The organism is Corticimicrobacter sp., from assembly GCF_040137905.1.
Lineage (GTDB): Bacteria > Pseudomonadota > Gammaproteobacteria > Burkholderiales > Burkholderiaceae_B > Corticimicrobacter.
In genome coordinates this window covers 1-20,018 of sequence record NZ_JBEFDG010000090.1, presented here as the reverse complement: position 1 = coordinate 20,018, position 20,018 = coordinate 1, and the positions used below count along the sequence as shown (strand labels likewise).

Sequence of the window (20,018 nt, the reverse complement as noted above, 5' to 3'; positions counted from 1 at the left end):
GCCAGCCTTCCTCTTGATGATGCTTTACTGCCGGCACCCGTGCTGGTGGTTGAGGATGATGCGCTCATGCGTCAGCGATTGTCCAGAGTGCTGGGCGACATTGGCTATGCCGAGGATGCGGTGGTTTTTTCGGTGAATCTGGCTGACGCACAGGCGTATGTTCGCAGGCAGCCCGTGGCGATGGTGTTGGTTGATCTGGGGTTGCCGGATGGCAACGGCATTGAGCTGATCCATGAGTTGCGCATGGCAGATCCCGCACTGTGGATACTCGTGATCTCGGCCTGGAGTACCGAGGAGGCTATTCTCGGTGCTCTGCGGGCAGGGGCCACAGGGTATGTGCTCAAGGAGCGCAATGATCTGGAGGTGAGCCTGTCGATTCGCAGTGTGCTGCGTGGTGGTGCGCCGATCGATCCCTTCATTGCCCGTCGTATCCTTGCCTTGCTGCCAGCCGGGCCGTTGCAAAAACCAGTTGGCGCAAATGAGGCCGAAGTGCTCAGTGCCCGTGAGAGTGAGATTCTGCAATGGGTTTCCAACGGGCTGAGCAATCGGGAAATCGCCGAGCAATTGTCTATTTCCCGCTATACCGTCGAATGTCATATCAAACGGATTTATCGCAAGCTGGCGGTGTCCTCGCGTACTCGCGCGGTCAGCGCCGCCCGGCAACGCGGTTTATTGTCCTGACGCTGCTGCTCCTGCTGCTGTTTTGGTATGCACACCCGGTACAGGCGGGTTGCCAGCCGACAATCACCCGTGTCATGGTGGCTCCCGAGCAGGACTACGAGGGGCGGCGGCCTGTCGAGGGCTGGCAGCCGGTGAGTCTGCCGGATCTGTGGCAGCGCCACTGGCCCGGTTTTGTGGGGCCAGTATGGTATCGGCTGGATTGGCAGGCTGAGTGTCCGGGGGAGCCGCTTGCATTGAATGTCGATCGGATGGTCATGGCCGGCGAGGTGTGGCTCAATGACGATCTGATCTGGCGCGATGCAAGTCTGGTCGAGCCCTTGTCGCGTAGCTGGAATCTGCCGCGTTATTGGCTGTTGCCGTCTTCCGGGCTGCAGCCTGTCAATACCCTGTGGGTGCGTCTGGTGGGGTCGGAGCATGCCGCGCCGGGTCTGGGGACTGTGCGCCTGGGACCTGTCGCACAGATCTTGCCAGAGTATCGCCAGCAGTTACTGCTGCAGCGTGAGATCGTTGCGATCAGTCTGCTGGTTTCCCTGGGACTGGGGGGGCTGTTTTTGACGTTCTGGCTGTTTCGTCGCCAGGAGCGCACCTTCGGCTGGTTTGCATTGACTGCGCTGCTGTGGTCGTTTGGCCTCAGTAATTTGTTGGTGACATCATCCTGGCCTTTCCCCAACGGCGAGGTTTGGGATCGATTGAGTCTGGTAGCGTTGGTGCTGTATTGTCCTGCATTCTGTATGTTTCTTTGGACATTTATCTCCAGGCCCTTGCCGCGTCTGGAAAAGGGCTTATGGGCGGGGGCGATTCTTTTCTGTGTCGTCGTGGTGCTGGCCCCGAAGATGTACCTTGGCGGGTTGCAACTGATGAATGCTTTTGGGTTCAGGGCAGTCATGTTTGCCGCCGGCTTGCAACTGCTGTGGCATGCTTGCCGTAAACAGGAAACCTACCTGATTGTGCTGGGCGCGTGCACGGCGCTACTGTCGGTCTATGAGTTTCTGGCTTTTACGGGTGCTTTTGGGCTTGAGTGGGTGTATGTCGTGCTGGCGTCACCTGTGATGTCTGTGGTGATGTTCCTGGTTCTGGCCATGCGCTTCTCCAGCAGCCTGCGCCGCATCGAGCGTTTCAACGATGAGTTGCAGGCAACGGTGGACAGTACACGAACAGAGCTGACAGATACGCTGCAGCGCGAGTATTTACTGGAAACCGACAATATTCGCCTCAATGAGCGCCTGCGGTTGACACATGATCTGCATGACAGCCTGGGCAGCTCGCTGATGCGCTCGATTACCCGCATGGAACATGGTGATGGGCTCAATGATGACCAGTTCCTGTCTGTGCTGAAAACGCTGCGCAGCGATTTGCGGGATGTGATCGACGGCTCGGCTGCCGTGCCTGTCTGGCAGTCTCCGCAGGAGTGGCTGGCACCGTTGCGGCGACAGTTCATCGACCTGCTTGCTGACCTGGGAATCGAGTCGCACTGGAGTTTGCCGGACGATTGGCCTGGTACGTTCACGCCGCAGCAGTTGCTGGCCCTGATGCGTTTTCTCGAAGAGGCCCTGACCAACGTGCTCAAGCATGCTCGTGCGACTCGGCTGGACGTCGGTGTCAGTACCGGAGGGGGCGGTAGCCTGAGCCTGTGGGTACGCGACAATGGGTGTGGCTTCGATGTGAATAGCGTGTTGACAATGGGGGCAGGTGTCGGGATGAGCAGCATGCGGATGCGCATCGAACGCATGGGGGGGCACTTGCTGATCGAGTCTCGCCCTGCTGACACGCTGCTGATGGCTACCATTCGCGGTGCGGCGCTCGCGCCGGATGAGGTCGTGCCAAAGCCTGCGCAGGCGAACTGATACAATCCGCCGCAACCCCGCCGGACGCCCGGCAAAAGGATGGAAGTCGTGGATATTGTATTGATTCTATTGGTGATTGCCCTGGCGTGGCAGGTGCTGCGCGTGCGTTACCAGCGTATGCATATCACTCTGCTGGGTGGGCATCTGGCCAATCTGCAACTTGAGCGCCATATGGAAACGCTCACGCAGGGCTATACCCGAGCCATCCATGAGGCGTCCGAGTCGCGCCAGCTCCAGGTGCTGGAGACGTTCGCACCGACAGAGCGGTCGGTGGCCGCGCAGTTGCAGACACTGGCCAATGCCATGCAGAAGGAAAGCGCGGAAGCGGCCAGCATGGGAACCTTTGCCTTGTGTATTCCCTATGCCGAGCGGTTCATGCCGTCGGCGGTGCGTGATTTCCGCAAGCTGTTGCAGATCCATGCCGTCGGCCTGCGCCATGCGGTCGACAACGAGGCTGGATGGGATCCGAAGGCGCGTGCCTTTCACCTTTCTGCCGAGCTGTATCTGTTCCAGCACAGTTGCCACTGGTACTGCAAGTCGCGCACCGTGGCAGATGCGCGGCTGATGGTGCGGCACCAGGTCAAGCACGAGAAAGTGCTGGAGTCCGTGTCGGAAGTGACCCGGTCGGCATACCAGCGCTGGCTGCAGGGAAACTGACCGGGCAGCGCTTCCGGGGCGGCGTGTCCTAACGATACGAAAACGTCACGGTCGCCACTGCCCGGACCTCGCCTGCCTTCATCGTTTGCGCCGTCCTGACGTACTGGGCCTGCAGGCTGGTTCTCAGCAAGAGGCCTATGTTGCTGGGGGCGGAGCCGATATACCACTGGTTGGTATTGCCGACGGCGGAAGAGTCCGGGCCCATGCTGATGGGTGTGCTGCTGCCGTCGCGGAACATCTGTATGCCGATACCCTGAGCAATGCCGTCGCCGCTGCCGGGGCTGAGATAGTTCTTCGTGCTGCCCGGATCGTTGTTGTCGGTCATGGTGGCATACAGCGAAATGCCGGCCGGACAACTGAGGTTCAGGTTGATGGCGTTGGACGCACCCACACTGGACGGAGCCGAGCCTATTGCCACGTTGGCGAAATCGTTGACCGATACGGGCGGCAGGGTCATGGTATAGGCATTGGCACCGTGCAGGGTGCAGGTGATGGCATTGATGTCGAAAGTGGCATTGGCCTGGATGTAGGCACCACCTTCGACATTGCCATTGGCCGTCTCCACGTAGAAATTCGCCAACTGCGTATACGGCATGTTGTAGGTGCCGCTCTGCAGGCGACCGGTCGCGACGAAAACGACCTGAATGTTGAAACCCATGGTGACGGTGGGCGAGCCGCTGTAGGTCGGCGTATTGCCTTGTGCCTGCAGGGGCTGGTAGTCGTAGCTCTTGCGGTCCGAGATGCCGATGGCGTAGCCGATGCCGGCGATGCCGGTTTCGAATACCGGATAGGTCTTGCCGCCGGACTGGTAGAACACGCCGGGCACCACAGGCCGGGCGGGCGTGGCCCAGGAGCGGACCATGCGGCACTGGGCATTGCTGTTGCCATCGAAGATCCGCCCTTCGGGCTTGCTTTCGTTGCCGATCTGCTGGCCGATGGTGTTGGCGTCGGCACCAGCGCTGAGCGACTGTACGCCCAGGTTGGCCGTCAGGTTGCTGGTCTGGCAGTAGGTCGCGCCCCAACTGGCCAGCGGCAACAGCAGCAGGCCGGAGCACAGAGTGCGCGATGCGGTGCGCAGCAGGCGGGTTCGCAGGCGTGATGTCATGGAAGTCTCTTTTTCTGGAATCAGGAAAGGGATGCCGTGTTCTGCTGGCCAGGCAGGGACAGGCACTGGACACGCTGCCGGGCGAAAGGCAGGCTGCTGTCGTGTTGAGCCGGGGGCGCATACTGGATGCGGCACTGGCTGGCGGCGTCGCTGCCCCAGATCACCTGGAGGTCGGTTGCCTCCTCGAGGCCGCGCACGAAGATGCGGCCACCCTGGCCAACCTGGGCGATGCTCAGGCCGTCCGGGTTGCGAACATCCGCGCCCATCGGTGGGGCCTGGCCGTTATCGAGGCGGGCATCCATGAGGACGGCGCGGCCGCTGCGGGTTTCGTACTCGAGCATGACGATGGCACCGGCCGTGGGCGCGACATTCTGCGAACTGCCAAGAATCTCGACATCCAGCGAGGATCCCTTGGGGTCGATCGAGACGCTGTTGTTGCGGTAGGGGATCAGGTTGCTGGCGACCCCATAGCCGGAGCCATCGATCAGGCTGCCGTTGTCGCCATTGATACTGGCACCTGTGGCACCGGGGGCATGCAGGATGGCGAAGGTATCCCCCTGGTTGCGCACGAAGTTGACGCCGCCTGCATGGGCGACCACGCTGCCGTTCAGGCTCAGGCTGCCCTGGCGCGTGCCCTGGCTGCCGACGCTGGCGCTGGCACCGACCTGCGTGTAGCGGCCATCGTACTGCACTGAGCCGCCGGTATTGTTGTCATGGCCGCCGTCGTAGTCCTGGTAGGTGTTGTAGATGCTGTACGACAACTGGCGACGTTCGCCGGCACTGCCGTGCAGGTTGGCCATTACGGAAGCGTTGCCGTGGCTGGAACGGGTCACCGACGTACTGAGCGTGGGCGCGTTGTTGCGGCCCAGGGGAATGTTCAGGCTGAGCATGGTCTGGGTCTCGCTGGCAGACAGACCGGAGTTGAAGCGGCTGACGTTGAGGTTCATGCTGCCCCAGCCGAAACCCTTGTTGTAGCCCACCTGATAGGTCGTGTTGCTTTTCTGGCTGGCGTTCCAGTAGTCCTGGGTCGAGCCGCTGACGTAGAGTGTGCCGTAATTGCCCAGTGGCTGGTTGATGGTGGCCTGGAAACGGTGGCGCTGCGGATAGGGGGAGTTGCCGTAGTAGCTGTTGTCCGAGCCGAAGCTGCCGCCACCGCCGTCGAGCGTGTAGGTATTGCGGGTGCCGCCGGGATTGCGGGCACGCGCAAAGTCGGCCAGGCTCAGATAGCCGCTGCTGGAGAAGCGGTAGGCGGCCAGTGTCAGGTTGGTGTTGGTGCTGTTGACCAGCTTGCTGAAACTGATGCGGTAGCTCTGCCCACTCATGCTGCCGCCGGCATTCAGCCAACTGGTGGGCAGGTTGCTGGCATGCGAGTGGGTGGCGTCCAGGGCGAAGGCACCCAGGCGGGTATTGAAGGCCAGGCCCAACTGTCCGGCCAGGTAGTGTTCAGCCGCGATGGTACCGCCATAGGCCGACACCAGATTGGTCAGGCCACGCTGGTAGGTGCCTTGCACGAAGCTGGGCAGCGAGTCGAGGTTGCGGTCGCGATAGCGGCCGGCCGTCAGGCTGTAGCGCGACAGGCCGGGGCGCAGCAACTGGGCGACCGAAGCGTAGGGCACGGTAAAGCGCTTGGTCTGGCCACTGGCTTCGGTCACGACCACATCGAGGTCACCGGCATAGCCGGTGTTGTAGAGATCGTCGATGACGAACGGGCCGGGTGGCACGGAGGTTTCGTAGATCTGGTTGCCATCCTGGAACACACTGACACGGGCATTGCTGTCGGCCACGCCCTGGATCAGCGGGGCGAAGCCGGTGAGCGAGTCGGGCAGCATGCGGTCATCGCTGTTGATCTGGATACCGGTGTACGGCACGCTGTTGAACAGCGTGTTCTGGGTGTATGACTGTCCGATGGTCAGCTGCGAACGCCATGGGGCGATATCGCGCTGTACGTAGGTGCTGACATTCTGGTAGCGGCTGCCGGCGAACGAATCGTGCGAGTAGGAGGCGTTGTAGCGCAGGCGCCAGGCCCCCAGGTTCATCCCGGCATTGAAGTTGCCGAAAAAGTTGTTCTGAGAGTCGAAGTGCCGGTACTCGGAGCGGTAGGCGTTCAGGTTGTAGTTCAGAAAGCCGGCGTTGATGCCTTGTTCCCATTTGTCCGGGGCCACGTAGCCGCGCGCATGGCGTGAGACGTAGGCCTGCGGAATCGAAATGTTCAGCGTCAGGTCGGACACGGAGGGGACTGCCTGGAAATCGGGAATCAGCCCGGCGGCATCGAAGCAGGCCGCGTCGCCGGCGGTGAGCTGGCGCTGGGCCTCGGCACTGTCGGGCAGGGCGGCGAGATTCAGGCTCCATTGGCTGACCTGTGTCGGGCTGAAACACAGGTCGGCGTTCTCGCCGTCCGGACGTGCGATGGCGCGGATGTTCTCGGGGCCCAGCCATTCACCGTTGACGAACAGATCGTAGCGCTGCGTGCCGGCTTGCAGGACATTGCCCTGCCTGAAGCGCGACAGGTCGATATCCTGTCCTTCACTGCCGCGCAGGAAGCGGGGATCGAATTCGATCGGCGCAGCCGCCTGGAGATTGCCGGCATGGGCCAGCAGCGCCAGGGCCAGGCACAGGGGGCGCAAGGCCAGCCCGGGCGTCAGCGTGTGGCAGGCAAACGGCGAGGATGAGCGCGTCGATGGATGCATGTCGGACGAACCTCTGGCTGCGAAACGAAAGTCATGGAACCGGCTGGATACTGTCTGGCTTTCCTGCTGGCACGGTGGGTCAGGCCGTGGCCTGGGCGCTTCAGGGGGTGACGGGACTGCTGTCCTGGATCAGCGCGCCGAAATCGTTGATCCAGTTGAAGTCGACGCGCGCCGGCTGGCGGGGTAACTGACCGGCCAGGCCGGGGATGGGCAGGCTGCTGGTGGCACCGGGGGCGATCATGTCACCCTCGATGCGATATTGCCTGCTGTCGACATCAAGCGTGATGCCGTTGAATGACACGTGGTAGGCGCTGGGGTTGCGCACCTGCAGGGCCGGTTTGCCATCGACCTGCGCAAAGGACCATTGCAGTTGTCCTGCGGCCTCGCGGGCGTTGCCGGGCAGGCCGACTGGTCGATAGAACAGCTTGAGCCGGGTCCGGTAGGCAAGCTGCATGTAGGACGCAGCTTCGGCTTCCTGCGGCATCGGCGGGATGTCGAGCAGATTGAAGTAGAACAGGGACTCCCTGTCCTGGGGCAACTGGGTGTCACCCGGTACGAAAATGACGCGGAACGTCTGTCCGCTGTTGCCTTCGAGCCGGATGAGCGGGGGGGTGACGACAAAAGGTGCCTGGCTTTCTTCGGCGCGGATGGCCGGATCGCCCTCGTCGACCCAGACCTGGACCAGGGCTGGCGTGCTGCCCGGGTTTTCGGTACGGACCGTGATTTCCTGGTTCTGGGCCGGGTAGATCAGTCGCGTACCGTTGATGATCACATTGGCCTGCACGGCCTGGGGCATGGCGATGACCATGCCGGCCAGGGTGGTCAGTGCGACGAGGAATTTCCGGATCTGCATGGGTCGGTTCCTGGAGTGACTGAACCCGGAAAGGATGCCCGGGCACCATGTTTGCCTGCTTAGTTGTAGTTCATCGACATTTCGATGTACGACGACACCGCACCCGACTGGACGTTGCCATTGGGCGAGTAGTACTGCGCGTAAAGCGTCATGCTGCCTTTGCCACCGTCGATATTGTAGCTGGGTGTATCCGTGTTGAGGTTCAGAACCTGTGCGGACCCGTCGAGCAGTTGCAGTTCCACGTTGGCGGCGGCATCGGTGGTCGCCAAGTTGCGGAGGGTACCGGCTGGCGTGACGTTGACGCTGCTGGCTTCGAAGTTGACCGTGGCCGTGGTTTCGGCTTCGCAGTTGCTGATCGACAGGGTCAGCGGCGTGCGACCGGCGTAGGAACCCGCCGTATTCAGGCTGCTGGTGCTCAGTGTCGGCAGGTTGATGGTCTTGTTCAGCGGGCTGTTGGCGGTATCGATCTGGCAGGTGCTGGAGGTCAGCTGGCCGTTGATGTCGATACGGACATCGTAGGCCATGGCCGTGCCGGTGAAGGCCGTGGCGGCGATGGCGGAGGCGAGAGCAGCGATCTTGAGTTTCATGTGAGGTTCCTTGCGTCTGTTGGAAAGAGCGGAAGACCTCGGTTGGCCCCGCCGTGTTGATTTCCCTCATGAATCGGGATGGCTTTATTGTGCGGGGGGCGTGGTCGCGGATATATGGGATGAATCCCAATTTTGGGCAGGGAATGTCAAGAAAACAGCAGGGATGGGAACTGGTACTTGTCCGAAACCCGTGTGCTGGGAGCCGGTTCGCTGGATTGACCGATTCAGTCGATCGGATCGGACATGTCCAGGTGTTTGCCCGAACGGACCAGCGCTTCGAGTTCCGACGCTGCAATCGGCCGGCTGAAGAAATAGCCCTGGATCTCGTCGCAGTGATGCTGGCGCAGGATGCGGCAATGTTCGCGGGTTTCCACGCCCTCGGCGATCACGTTGAGCCGCAGGTTGTGCGCCAGGGCGATGACGGCGCGCACGATGGTTTCGTCTTCTGCGTGGGTCAGCATGTTGCGCACGAAGGACTGGTCGATTTTCAGGGTATCGACCGGCAGGTTTTTCAGGTAGCTGAGGTTGGAATAGCCGGTGCCGAAGTCATCGATGGATAGCCTGACGCCGGCTTGCTTGAGCTGGGCCAGCGTGACGATCATGCTTTCGATATCCTGTGCGATCAGGCTTTCGGTCAGCTCCAGCTCGAGCAGCTCCGGTGCCAGGCCGGTTTCCTCGAGCATGTCGAGGGTCCACTGGGCCAGGTTCTGGTGCAGCAGCTGACCCATGGAAATATTGACCGAAACGGCCAGCGGCGGCAGGCCGGCGTCGGCCCAGGCCTTGGCCTGCCGGCAGGCCGTGCGCAGTACCCAGTCGCTGATGGGGATGATCAGGCCGGACTCTTCCGCCACGGGAATGAACTGGCTGGGCGGCACCATGCCCAGCGTCGGGTGCTGCCAGCGCAGCAGGGCTTCGCAGCCGATGATGCGGCCGTGGTGCAGGCTGACCTTGGGCTGGTAGACCAGGTGCAGTTGTCCAGCCGATGCCGCATTGCGCAGATCGGCTTCCAGCGTGACCCGTTGCTGGGCCATCCGGTTCATCGTGGCATTGAAGCTGGCATAGGTATTGCGGCCCAGGTGCTTGGCCTGGTACATCGCCTGGTCGGCATGCTTGATCAGCGTTTCCGGATCATTTCCGTCGCGAGGGCAGATGCTCAGCCCGATACTGCCGGACAGATGGATCTCCCTGCCGTTGACCGTGATGGGCTGGCGGATGGCTTCGATGATCCGGCCGGCCTGGACAGCGGCCGCTTCGGGATGGGGCAGGTTGCCCAGCAGGATCAGGAATTCATCGCCACCATGCCGTGCCACAGTGTCATGGGCACCGAGCAGGGGGGCCAGCCGGGCCCCGACGGCTTTCAGCACGGCATCGCCAAAGGGGTGTCCATAGGCATCATTGATGATCTTGAAGCGGTCAAGGTCCAGCAGCAGAATGGCTTGTGATATGCCTGTCTCTGCCGCACGGGTCACGGCTTCGCCAAGACGCTCCTGCAGCAGCAGGCGATTGGGCAGGTCGGTCAGGGCATCGTGCGTAGCCAGATGCTGCATGCGTGCTTCGGCAATCTTGCGCTTCGAGATATCCAGACCCAGACCGACGAAACCACGTTCGCCATCGTGCATGAAGCGTGCGCCTGTAAACAGGCACGGAATCGTGGTGCCGTTGGGCAGCAGATAGCTGGCCTCAAAGTGGGCCGCGCCTTTGTCGAGCGTTTCCTGTATCTTGCGGTTGACCAATGCATGCTCGCGCTCGGGAATCAGGCGGGTAATGGGCGTGCCGGCCAACTGGTCAATGGGGATGCCGGCAATCAGCTCGAGATTCCTGTTCCACCGTTGCAGCCGGGCCTGCGCATCACAGTGATAGAAGACGCCCGGCAGGCTGTTCAGGACGGTATCGGCATAGTCCCGCTCCTGCCTGAGGCGGCGTTCGGCTTCCTGGCGGGCAGAAATGTCATCGATGATGCAGGTGTGAACGACGTCACCGGTGGTGGGCACGGTAATGATGCGCAGCTCTGCCTCGAATGGGCCACGTGAGCCGGTCAGCAGATAGGTGGTGGGGCCGGGACGGGCCAGGACCGTGAACCACGATGTGTGCGGGTCGGGCGGGCAAACGACGGTCTGGATGGCCTGTTGCAGGACATCCGTGCGCAATCGTCCGAACAGCCGCTCTGCGGCGCGATTCCATTCGATGACCCGCAGTTGCCCGTCCAGGCTGAAAATGGCTGTTTCCGTCGAATCGAAAATGGCTCCCTTGAGCGCCAGGGAGGCGACCTGCTGTTCCTTGGCCGCGAACAGTTCGATCGTCTGGGAAGCCAGTTGCTGTTCTCGTTGCTGTACGGCCGATGCCAGGCGGATCAGCGCTTCGCCCAGCCGCTGTGTTTCCCTGAATTCCTGTGTGACCGGACTGAATCGCAGGTCGTTCGGCGTGCCGGACTGCCGGGCGGAATCGACGCTGCGCTCCAGCTCGGCCAGAGGGCGACCAAAGCGGCGGGCCATGTAGATCACCATCAGGATCAGGCCAAAGGTCATTGCCAGCCCCATGCCTGCCATCTGGTAGAGCTGATTGCGCAGCGGGGCCTCGATCAGGGCTGCCGGACGGGAGGCAACAATGGTCCAGGATATTCGCTCGCTGACGTCGAAACGCTTTGCCAGTCGCCAGTATTGCTGCCCATCGGCAGCGGTGTACTTCTGGATGTCTGTGCGGTTTTGCGTGTCGACGAACTCGTGCATGCCATCGGGTATCGCCAGCGGTATCGAGTCAATGTCGGGTGAGCCGATCAGGCGTGGTGTCTTGCCCTGCTCGATGATGTGAAGCTGTATGCCGTATTCACTGGACGTATCCTGCAGAAAACGGTTCAGTGCCGGCAGATCCAGATCGATGTCCAGCACACAGAGCAGGCGTCCGTTGCGGTCGTGGATGGCCCTGACATAACTGATGCCCCATAGCGAGACCTGTTCCGATGCGTGGACTATCCACGGATAGACACCCAGCCAGTGTCCCATGGCAGGTTGGGCGATGGCGGCTTCATAGAAAGGCCGCTGGCGGGCATCATAGCCATTCGGCTCCCTGCTTGCGTATGGAATGAAGCCGTCGTCGCTCAGGGCCAGGATGTGGGTCTGGTGCTGTTCGGGGGAGGCACCTGGGTGAAGCCAGAGCAGGACGCGGCCATCGTCAGTGCGCTCCAGATTGCCATATTCGCCATGCGTGGGCAGGATGATGCCGAGATAACTGAGTTCCGGTCGCTGTTCGAATGCTGCCAGGGACTGTTCCAGCGTGGCCTGCAGCGAGGCTGCGGAAACCTGTTGGGTCTGGGCGATACGTGCGGCTGACTCGGCAGTCAGCTCTGCCGCCTGGATCAGCATCTGGACACGCCTGACCGATTGATTCAGCGCCTGGGACAGTTCCTGCTCTACGGTTTCCCGGGTATTCGAGATTGCTGTCCAGACCATGCTTGTGAGCATCACCGCGCCGATGGCAAATGCCAGCCCCGCGACATTCAGGGCCAATGCCAACGAGAAGGATCGAGCAGGCTGCATCTTTGCTGGGTCGAACCGGGCTACATAGTGTTACGGAGTCATGTCTACTCGCATAGTCGCATTTATTTCATGTCTTGGGAAGCAGGAGTCTTCCCGAAGGAAAGTGGCAGGGTGATTTCTGGCCTGGTTCGGACTCGGACTAGTCGCGTGAGGCGTCGGCTGTCAGTCGCCAGCCTGTGCCATGTACGGTTTCAATGCCGTCAAATCCATGCTGATGCAGGGTTTTTCGCAGTAGATGGATCTGGCTGCGCAATGCTTCGGTCGATGGCGGCTCTCCTTGCCAGAGCATGTCTTCCAGGCGCTGGCGGGGAACGACGCGTCCGGCGTAGCGCATCAGCATCTCCAGGATCATGACACTTTTGCGTGTCAGCCGGACCGGCGTGCCGCCGATCAGGACCTGCTGTTGCGCGACCTGGAATTGCACCGGGCCGAAATGCAGGCTGAAGGCTGCATCCGACAGGCATTTCGAACGTCGGATGATGGCCTTGACCCGTGCAATGACCTCGTCCAGCGCGAACGGCTTGGTGAGGTAGTCGTCGGCCCCCAGTGAGAAGCCGGTCAGCTTGTCTTCGAGCGTGGCGCGTGCCGTCAGCATGAGCACCGGCGTTGTCCACTGCATGGTGGTGCGCATCTGCTGCAGCATCCGGTAGCCGTCCATGCCGGGCAGGCCGACGTCCAGGATGACGGCGTCGTAGGCCGTATGGTCGAGTTGCTGCATGGCGGCGCGGGCCGTGTGGGCAATGTCCGCCGTGAAATCGTGAGACTCCAGTGCCAGCAGCAGGTTTTCGGCGATGGCGGAATCATCTTCCACGATCAGGACGGTATAGGGAATCTGGCTGTGGGGTGTGGACATGGACGGCGTGCTGTCTCGATGCGTGTTCACGGCAGGGTAGCAGAGCCTCTGTGAAATAAACGTTCAATGGCAAAAGAAAACGTTCCTGCAACTCGTTTTCGATGCGACCTGCCATTCAACGAAAATTTGATGGGCCACTACTTAGAATTGGAAATGACATTCCGTCTCATTTGGTGGTTTTCATGCGAAAAATGGCTGGTACTAAAGGACTGATCCGTACTCAGATCGTCAACGGCATCCTGGTCGTGCTGGGAGGCGTACTGGCGGCTGCCGTGTTGGCAATCACTGATGGCGCGCGCAACGAAGCCGGCTACAAGGTCGGCATGAGGACTGCCTGCGCCTGTGCCGTGTCTGCCTGATTTCGAGTCAGGCAGATGCGTGCGGTCAGCGCTTTGCAAACAGAGAAAATATATATGGAAAAAGTATCTACCCCGCCATCCAGCCCTCACCGTTTCGCCTCCTTGTTGCCCATGGAGGGGTTCCAGCCCGCCTTTCGCCGTTCGGGGACCCTGCTGGGTGCCGTCGTGCTGAGCGGGACGGTTGGCGTGGCCGGCGCGCAGACTCAGGAGGTCAGTGAGGAGGAACGGGTGTCTACCCTGGAGCGCATTCATGTCACGGCGCAGCCGGACACCGGCTACCAGCCTCCCTCCGGTATCGACAGCCCCAAATTCACGGCACCGCTGCTCGATACGCCACGGTCCGTCACGGTCGTGACCGAAGCGTTGATGCGGGATCGGGGTGCCACGTCGCTGCAGGATGTGCTGCGCACCGTGCCGGGTATTACGCTGGGGTCTGGCGAAGGCGGTACGCCGACCGGGGATCGTCCGTTCATTCGTGGCTATGAGGCCAGTACCGATATTTTCGTCGATGGCTTGCGCGACTATGCGCGCGGTTCGCACGAAACCTTCAACCTCGAGTCGGTCGAAATCATCAAGGGGCCCAGTTCGGCCTATACCGGACGTGGCGGTACGGGAGGCAGCATCAACCTGCGCACCAAGGCACCGCATCTTGGAAACTTTGCCGAGATCTCGGGTGGGCTCGGCAATGCCAGCCAGTGGCGTTCCACATTTGATGGCAACGTCCGGATCGCGGATACCGTGGCGGCGCGCCTGAACCTGATGAAAATGGGGGGCGATGTGCCCGGGCGTGGCGGTGTCACCATCGATCGCTGGGGCGTGGCACCTTCGATTGCCTTCGGGCTGGGGACGCCGACGCGGCTGACGCTGTCGTATGAGCGACTGCAGAATGACGACATGCCCGATCTCGGCGTACCTTTCAGCAATGCGGCACGGCCGGGACGCACCGAGCCGCCGCGTGTCGATCGGGATAATTTCTATGGCCGGCTCAATGCCGATTTCCGCGAGAATACGTTCAAAACCTCGACGGCCATGATCGAGCATGACTTCTCGGACCGTGTCACGGTGCGCAACGTGACCCGTCATGTCGAAACCCTGAATCACTATCTGATGACCCGGCCCACGTTCGACAACTGCACGGCGACCTCGGGGCCGCCTTGCTCGACGGAAGGCCCTGATGCCCAGTTCCGCCGCGATGATCGCATGCGCTGGCGCAGCAGCAAGAGCCTGATCAACCAGACCGACCTCTATGGCAGCTTCGATGCCGGCGGCATCCGCCACAACTTCAGCATGGGGCTTGAGTTCAGCCGGGAGCGCATCTATGACCGGACCATGACAGGCGGGCCGGGTCGCGACCTGGATTCGCTGTGGGATCCCGATCCTGATCGGCATTATGCTTTCGATATCGTCTACGGGCCCCGTACCGGCGCAGGTGAAATACGTACCCGCTCGCTGTATGTGATGGACACCATGGATCTGACCGAGCAGATATCGGTCAATGCCGGCCTGCGTCGCGATGTGTTCAAGGTCGACAACTACGAGGACAGCCGTACCGACGGTTTCTGGAATTATCAACTGGGCCTGGTCTACAAGCCTGCCCCCAACGGCAGCATTTACCTGTCGTATGCCACGTCGTCCAACCCGGCAGGCGAAAACCTTGGCCAGGGTGGGGGCGCGGATGGCGTGGGCGGGGCTGCGCAGATCCGTGACGTCAAGCCGGAAAAGAGCCGCAGCTGGGAACTGGGCACCAAGTGGGACCTGCTGGATGAGCGCCTGTCACTGACGGCAGCCGTGTTCGAGACCCGCAAGACCGACGCACGCTCGACCGATCCGCTGACCGGGGATGTGACGCTGGGTGGCAGCAACCGGGTTCGGGGGCTGGAACTGGGTGCCTCGGGCGCACTGAGCCCGGCCTGGAATGTGTGGGCGGCGTATTCGTGGCTGGATCCCAAGGTCAATACCTACCGCAGCGGCAACAGTATGTTCGATGGCAATCAGATGAAATTCATCGCCCGGCAGAGTGCCAGCCTCTGGACGACCTATCGCCTGCTGCCGGCATTGACGGTCGGCGGTGGTGCTACCTATCAGGGAGCCCGCTACGCGAACGATGCCAATACGCTGGAGCTGCCGAGCTACGTGCGCTATGACGCGATGGCGCGCTACGACATCCGCGATGATCTGTCGCTGCAGTTCAACGTAAACAACATTACCGACAAGGAAATGTACGACGCTTCGCATGTCGGTATCTTCGCGAATATTGCGCCAGGCCGTTCGTACATGATGACGCTGACCTACCGGTATGAGTAAGTTCGCCGCCTGAGTCCCATACTGGAGAAAAAGCATGTTGCTGGTGATTCCCGAAGTGCTGTCCGCTGCCGAGGTGGCGGCCATGCGTGAGCGGCTGGAGCAGGCAGACTGGCAGGATGGTCGCCAGACCGCAGGCTATGCGGCCATCGACCAGAAAAGCAACCTGCAGTTGCAGGTGCGGGATCCTCTTGCCGTGGAGCTTGGGCAGCGCATTCTGCAGGCGCTGTCGACCGATCCGCGTTTCATCTCCTTTGCCTTGCCGGGCAAGATCCTGTCGCCGATGTTCAACTGTTATCGCGGTGGTGGAGAGTACGGGTTCCATATCGACAATGCCATTCGCGTCGATCCGCTGGGTGGCGATCGGATCCGTACCGATGTCTCGACCACGCTGTTTCTCAGTGATCCCGGCGACTACGACGGCGGTGAACTGGTCGTCAGCGGGACATATGGGGTCGAGACCGTCAAGCTGCCGGCCGGGCATGCCGTGGTCTACCCCGGCACCAGCCTGCATCGGGTGACGCCGGTATCGCGGGGGCAGCGGCTGGCGGCCTTTTTCTGGACGCAGAGCATGGTGCAGGACGAAACGCAGCGCAACCTGCTGTACGAGCTGGACTGCACAATCCAGCAACTGGCGCTTCGTCCTGAGAACCGGACCGAGGTCGTGCGGCTGACCGGGGTCTATCACAACCTGGTGCGTGGCTGGGCGCAGGTATGATGCAGAACACGGTATTGACCTGTCTCGCGGATTACGAGGCCGCTGCACGGCTGCGCCTGCCTGCCGACATCTGGGCCTATCTCAACGCGGGGGCGGCTGATGGTCTGAGCCAGCAGGCCAATGGCCAAGCCGCAGAGCGGCTGACGCTCTGGCCCAGGGTGCTGCGTTCCACCGCAGGCAGCGACGCGTCGGTCATGCTGTGGGGGGAAAGGCATGCCTCACCAGTCCTGATCGGGCCGACGGCTTATCATCGGCTGGCGCATCCAGAGGGCGAACTGGCCAGTGTGATGGCTGCTGCGGCGCTGCAGGCCGGCATGGTGGTCAGCACGTTGTCGAGCCTGCCTCTGGAGAGCATTGCCACGCGGGCGCAGTGCCCGCTGTGGTTTCAGCTCTATCTGCAACGCAGGCGTGACATCACTCTGGATCTGGTGCGGCGTGCCGAAGCGGCCGGCTATCGTGCGCTGATGGTGACCGTGGACGCCCCGATCCAGGGGGCGCGCAATGCCGAGCAGCGTGCGGGTTTTCGCTTGCCCGCCGGGGTCGAAGCAGCCAATCTGGTCGATTATCCCGCCGCTCCTGGGGGCGATCACCTGGCGGCGGGGCAGTCGGTCTTTGCGCTGCCGGGTGTCCAGGCGGCACCGACCTGGGAGGACCTGGCGTGGCTGAGCGGCCAGACCTGTCTGCCTGTCATCGTCAAGGGCATTCTGCATCCACTCGATGTGCAGCCGGCCCTGGATGCCGGCGCGGCCGGCGTTGTGGTGTCCAACCATGGCGGACGCGTTCTGGATACCGTGCCGGCGACGCTCGATGCATTGCCGCTGGTCGTCGAGGCGGTTGCCGGACGCGTGCCGGTACTGGTCGATGGTGGTATCCGGCGGGGCACCGATATTCTCAAGGCGCTGGCGCTCGGGGCGCAGGCCGTGCTGATCGGACGTCCGGTGCTGCATGGTCTGGCCGTCGGCGGGGCATCCGGCGTGGCACATGTGCTGCATCTGCTGCGCGCAGAGCTGGAAATGGCAATGGTGTTGGCTGGATTGCGCACGCTGGAGGAAGTGCGTTCCGGCAGCGTGCTCGCGCCGGGGCGGCTACCACCGGCCGCCAGCCCCGCCGCCACCGCTGGAGCCGCCTCCGAAACTGCCGCCTGAGCTGCCCCCACCGCTGCTGCCTCCCGAGCTGCTGGAGCTGCTGCTGTCCTGCAATTGGGCAAGCGTGACCATGCCGAGCGAGATCTTGTAGTCGCAGAAGGCGCAGGCCTGGATGCGTTCGCCGGTGCCGGCTGCGGAGTAGGTGGCCGGTTTGCGTACTTCGATGTCCGGTTTCTTGAGCGTTCGTCCCTGGCAGGATGGACACGTTTCATAATTCGCGGTGTGACGGCCATCGAAGCCGATCACCCGGTGGTTGCCGCTATCGGTATCCCGCCATATTTCATAGGATCTGGAGCCCAGCCGTTCTTCGCAGCGCTGCTGGTCGGTCAGCCAGGCTTCCAGCGCCTTGGGCTCAATGGTGTCGCGATGGATCCGGCTCCATGAACCTGCCTCGGCGGGCGGGGTTGCACGCAGGCGGGTCAGTCTGCTGCCTGGTCCGAGGTCGTAGTAAGCCTTGTAGGCAAAGGGTGACAGCAGCAGAGGGACGAGGTTCAGGCGTGTGAAAGCAAGCTGCATGTCCAGGCCGGTTTTCGTGTCGCGTGTACTGTCACGGATGAAGAGGCGGCATCCGTAAAAGTGATAGCACAGCATCAGTGCGCAGAATAGACCGACAAACCAGGGCAGATTGCGGAACTGGTAGGCCTGCAGGATCGAGTCCGTGAATATCAGGACGATCAGGCTGGCAAACAGCAGGAGCAGGAAGGTCAGCACGGCATACCAGAAGGCATGTCCCTTGTAGCGGGCTGGCTTGATGCCGTGCCGGGCCAGTACCCGTCGGCGTGACCAGTTCATCCAGCCGAACGCAAGCATGCACAGCAGCAGGATTGCCAGGGTTCGCTCCAGGGCGGGGGCATGCAGGTTCCAGAAGGTCGGCTGCCAGGCCTGCAGGGCGGCCAGCTCCATGTCGTGCTCAGGCGACAGGAAGATGCTTTCGATGGCTTTGGCCGTGGCCAGCACAGCCATGTCGGGATTGCCTGCCTGCAGATAGGGCACCAGGTAGCGCTCTGAGATCTGGTTCAGCAGGGCATCGGGAAAGACCCCTTCCAGTCCGTAACCAGTGATGAAACGGTATTCGCGCCGATCCATGCTCAGGAACAGCAGCAGGCCGTTGTCGCTGCCTTGCTTGCCGATGCCCCAGTGCGAGAACAGGTTCAGGGCAAATTCGAAGTCGCTGTCGCCTGCATAGTTGTTGACCACGACAATCGCGAATTCACTGTCGTTGGTTTGCTCGATGCCGGCACTCAGGACATTCAGTTGCGCACGGGTGTGACTGCCCAGATTGCCGTCCGGATCGCTGACATAGTGGTCGTTGCCCTGGGCCCTGGGGTTGGGCAGGGACTGGACGGTATATTGCGCATGTGCGCTCAGGCACCAGGCGAGGCTGGCGATGATGGCAATCAGGAAGCTGCGGATCTGGATCATCGGGAAGCGGGGTATTCAGAGATCATACCTATCGGCACCGGTCGCCGCCGGCGTCGTAGCGCGCCAAGGCCTTACATCCGGTCGAAGACCGATCCCATGTGCGGCAGGAACAACCGGTCATAGGTCTTGAGCAGGAAGGCATCGGTCATGCCGGCGATATGGTCGCAGATCACGCGCGACCTTTCCTCGGTGGGGGCTTTTTCCCAGCGCTGGAAAGTGTCTCTGGGCAGGAAGGATTTGGGCTCCGAGGCCATTGCCTCGAAGACGGCAATCACCAGGCGCTGTCCCTTGAACTCCATCTGCTGGACCCCGGGACTGAGAATGACGGCTTCACGCACGGCGGTCTTGAGCGCATCCAGAAAGGTCTTCACCTCGGCAGGCAGGTCGGCACGATGGCGCAGCAGGGGGGCCTCGAAGGTTTCATCGGTATGGATGCGGGCGTAGCTGATGAAATAGTGCACCAGCCGGCCGATGAAGCGCTTGCGCTTGCCATCGTCGCCGAACAGCCGTTCCACCATCCAGTCGTAGGCTGCTTCGGGCGTGGTGCCGGGCAGTTCGTCCGGATAGCGCTTGCCCAGATCGGCGCGCAGATAGTCCAGAAAATGCAGGCAGGCCGGTACGGGCACGTAGCGACGGAATTCGTCGGCCGAAATCAGTGCCATGGTCAGGGCATCTTCCAGATCATGCACGCCAAAGGCGATATCGTCGGCGATGTCCATGATGCTGCAATCGAACGACTTGTGCCGTGTCTTGCCGTGATGCGGCTTGCCCTGGGCATCGACAAAGGGGCGCTGCAGATCGGTGAAACGGTCGCGGTCACTGTTCGAGAGCGGGGCCAGGATCCAGTCGACGACGGCCTGCTCGCTATCCATGTAACACTTGGGCGGCCGCGAGGCCTTGCGGTCGATGATGCGCAGGGTGCTGGGGGTCGGGTCGAGCCGGGGAGCCAGCGCCGGGTTGTAGACTGCGGAATGGGGGGCTGGGTACTTGAGCAGGCTCAACAGGGCACGTCGTGTCAGGTTGGCACCGGCACCATCGGAAAATTTCTCCAGCCGCGAGACGATGCGCAGCGTCTGGCCGTTGCCTTCGAAGCCTCCCTCCTCGCGCATGCAGTAGTTCAGCGCCACTTCGCCGCCATGGCCAAACGGTGGATGACCCAGGTCATGGGTCGCACCGGCCACCTGGATCATGCTCAGGCTGGGCAGGTGCTTGCGGATGTCTGTGTATTCAGCCTGTTGCTCGAACTGGCGCATGATGCCGGTGGCGATCTGCG

General features: G+C 61.9%; 15 protein-coding genes. 7 read left to right on the top strand and 8 right to left on the bottom strand.

The window, feature by feature from the left end; translation table 11 throughout:
• From ABN482_RS15445 to ABN482_RS15435, 3 genes are all read left to right on the top strand, one after another.
• The coding region (locus ABN482_RS15445) for a LuxR C-terminal-related transcriptional regulator (protein WP_349504816.1) at positions 1-681 on the top strand (681 nt) is incomplete at its 5' end.
• A 74-nt stretch (positions 682-755) separates the two neighbouring features.
• Complete coding sequence (locus ABN482_RS15440; protein WP_349504815.1) at positions 756-2,525, top strand: sensor histidine kinase; 1,770 nt, start codon at positions 756-758, stop codon at positions 2,523-2,525.
• Positions 2,526-2,573: 48 nt separating this feature from the next.
• Positions 2,574-3,182 carry a hypothetical protein gene (locus ABN482_RS15435; protein ID WP_502877317.1) on the top strand — a complete coding sequence of 203 codons (609 nt, stop codon included), beginning with the start codon at positions 2,574-2,576 and terminating at the stop codon, positions 3,180-3,182.
• Positions 3,183-3,210: 28 nt separating this feature from the next.
• On the opposite strand, the gene ABN482_RS15430 is transcribed toward ABN482_RS15435, so the two are convergent.
• The 6 genes from ABN482_RS15430 to ABN482_RS15405 form a co-directional block, all read right to left on the bottom strand.
• Positions 3,211-4,287: a fimbrial protein gene (locus ABN482_RS15430; RefSeq protein ID WP_349504813.1), complete on the bottom strand. Its 1,077-nt coding sequence runs from the start codon at positions 4,285-4,287 to the stop codon at positions 3,211-3,213.
• 20 nt (positions 4,288-4,307) lie between these two features.
• A complete protein-coding gene (locus ABN482_RS15425; RefSeq protein WP_349504812.1) occupies positions 4,308-6,974 on the bottom strand; it encodes a fimbria/pilus outer membrane usher protein in 2,667 nt (888 codons plus the stop codon).
• 100 nt (positions 6,975-7,074) lie between these two features.
• Positions 7,075-7,827 carry a fimbria/pilus periplasmic chaperone gene (locus ABN482_RS15420; protein WP_349504811.1) on the bottom strand — a complete coding sequence of 251 codons (753 nt, stop codon included), beginning with the start codon at positions 7,825-7,827 and terminating at the stop codon, positions 7,075-7,077.
• Between the two features lie 59 nt (positions 7,828-7,886).
• Positions 7,887-8,414, bottom strand: a complete 528-nt coding sequence (locus tag ABN482_RS15415) for a fimbrial protein (protein ID WP_349504810.1) — start codon at positions 8,412-8,414, stop codon at positions 7,887-7,889.
• A 224-nt stretch (positions 8,415-8,638) separates the two neighbouring features.
• The gene (locus tag ABN482_RS15410; RefSeq protein WP_349504809.1) at positions 8,639-11,947 is read right to left on the bottom strand and encodes a bifunctional diguanylate cyclase/phosphodiesterase; all 3,309 of its coding nucleotides are present in this window, start codon (positions 11,945-11,947) and stop codon (positions 8,639-8,641) included.
• Positions 11,948-12,086: 139 nt separating this feature from the next.
• Positions 12,087-12,800, bottom strand: a complete 714-nt coding sequence (locus ABN482_RS15405) for a response regulator transcription factor (protein ID WP_349504808.1) — start codon at positions 12,798-12,800, stop codon at positions 12,087-12,089.
• 191 nt (positions 12,801-12,991) lie between these two features.
• Between ABN482_RS15405 and ABN482_RS15400 the strand changes: the two genes are divergently transcribed.
• Genes ABN482_RS15400 through ABN482_RS15385 form a run of 4 tightly spaced genes read left to right on the top strand, consistent with a single transcriptional unit; the run spans position 12,992 to position 17,323 of the window.
• Positions 12,992-13,159: a hypothetical protein gene (locus ABN482_RS15400; RefSeq protein ID WP_155574620.1), complete on the top strand. Its 168-nt coding sequence runs from the start codon at positions 12,992-12,994 to the stop codon at positions 13,157-13,159.
• Between the two features lie 54 nt (positions 13,160-13,213).
• Positions 13,214-15,463 (top strand): TonB-dependent receptor, encoded by a 2,250-nt coding sequence (locus tag ABN482_RS15395; RefSeq protein WP_349504807.1) that lies wholly within the window; start codon positions 13,214-13,216, stop codon positions 15,461-15,463.
• A gap of 34 nt (positions 15,464-15,497) precedes the next feature.
• Positions 15,498-16,178: a Fe2+-dependent dioxygenase gene (locus tag ABN482_RS15390; RefSeq protein ID WP_109062044.1), complete on the top strand. Its 681-nt coding sequence runs from the start codon at positions 15,498-15,500 to the stop codon at positions 16,176-16,178.
• A complete protein-coding gene (locus ABN482_RS15385; RefSeq protein WP_349504806.1) occupies positions 16,175-17,323 on the top strand; it encodes an alpha-hydroxy acid oxidase in 1,149 nt (382 codons plus the stop codon). The genes ABN482_RS15390 and ABN482_RS15385 overlap by 4 nt, the downstream gene beginning before the upstream one ends.
• Here ABN482_RS15385 and ABN482_RS15380 read toward each other — a convergent pair.
• Complete coding sequence (locus ABN482_RS15380) at positions 17,264-18,745, bottom strand: TPM domain-containing protein (RefSeq protein ID WP_349504805.1); 1,482 nt, start codon at positions 18,743-18,745, stop codon at positions 17,264-17,266. The two genes, ABN482_RS15385 and ABN482_RS15380, sit on opposite strands and share 60 nt — an antisense overlap.
• A gap of 71 nt (positions 18,746-18,816) precedes the next feature.
• Positions 18,817-20,018, bottom strand: a 1,202-nt coding sequence (locus ABN482_RS15375) for an anti-phage deoxyguanosine triphosphatase (protein WP_349504804.1), incomplete at its 5' end; no start/stop codon positions are given.

Bases quoted from the DNA above. Each gene is read 5' to 3' on its own strand.
- ABN482_RS15410 (WP_349504809.1), bottom strand. From the start codon at position 11,947: ATGCAGCCTGCTCGATCCTTCTCGTTGGCATTGGCCCTGAATGTCGCG.
- ABN482_RS15420 (WP_349504811.1), bottom strand. From the start codon at position 7,827: ATGCAGATCCGGAAATTCCTCGTCGCACTGACCACCCTGGCCGGCATG.
- ABN482_RS15380 (WP_349504805.1), bottom strand. From the start codon at position 18,745: ATGATCCAGATCCGCAGCTTCCTGATTGCCATCATCGCCAGCCTCGCC.
- ABN482_RS15415 (WP_349504810.1), bottom strand. From the start codon at position 8,414: ATGAAACTCAAGATCGCTGCTCTCGCCTCCGCCATCGCCGCCACGGCC.
- ABN482_RS15400 (WP_155574620.1), top strand. From the start codon at position 12,992: ATGGCTGGTACTAAAGGACTGATCCGTACTCAGATCGTCAACGGCATC.
- ABN482_RS15425 (WP_349504812.1), bottom strand. From the start codon at position 6,974: ATGCATCCATCGACGCGCTCATCCTCGCCGTTTGCCTGCCACACGCTG.
- ABN482_RS15385 (WP_349504806.1), top strand. From the start codon at position 16,175: ATGATGCAGAACACGGTATTGACCTGTCTCGCGGATTACGAGGCCGCT.
- ABN482_RS15390 (WP_109062044.1), top strand. From the start codon at position 15,498: ATGTTGCTGGTGATTCCCGAAGTGCTGTCCGCTGCCGAGGTGGCGGCC.
- ABN482_RS15430 (WP_349504813.1), bottom strand. From the start codon at position 4,287: ATGACATCACGCCTGCGAACCCGCCTGCTGCGCACCGCATCGCGCACT.
- ABN482_RS15440 (WP_349504815.1), top strand. From the start codon at position 756: ATGGTGGCTCCCGAGCAGGACTACGAGGGGCGGCGGCCTGTCGAGGGC.
- ABN482_RS15405 (WP_349504808.1), bottom strand. From the start codon at position 12,800: ATGTCCACACCCCACAGCCAGATTCCCTATACCGTCCTGATCGTGGAA.
- ABN482_RS15395 (WP_349504807.1), top strand. From the start codon at position 13,214: ATGGAAAAAGTATCTACCCCGCCATCCAGCCCTCACCGTTTCGCCTCC.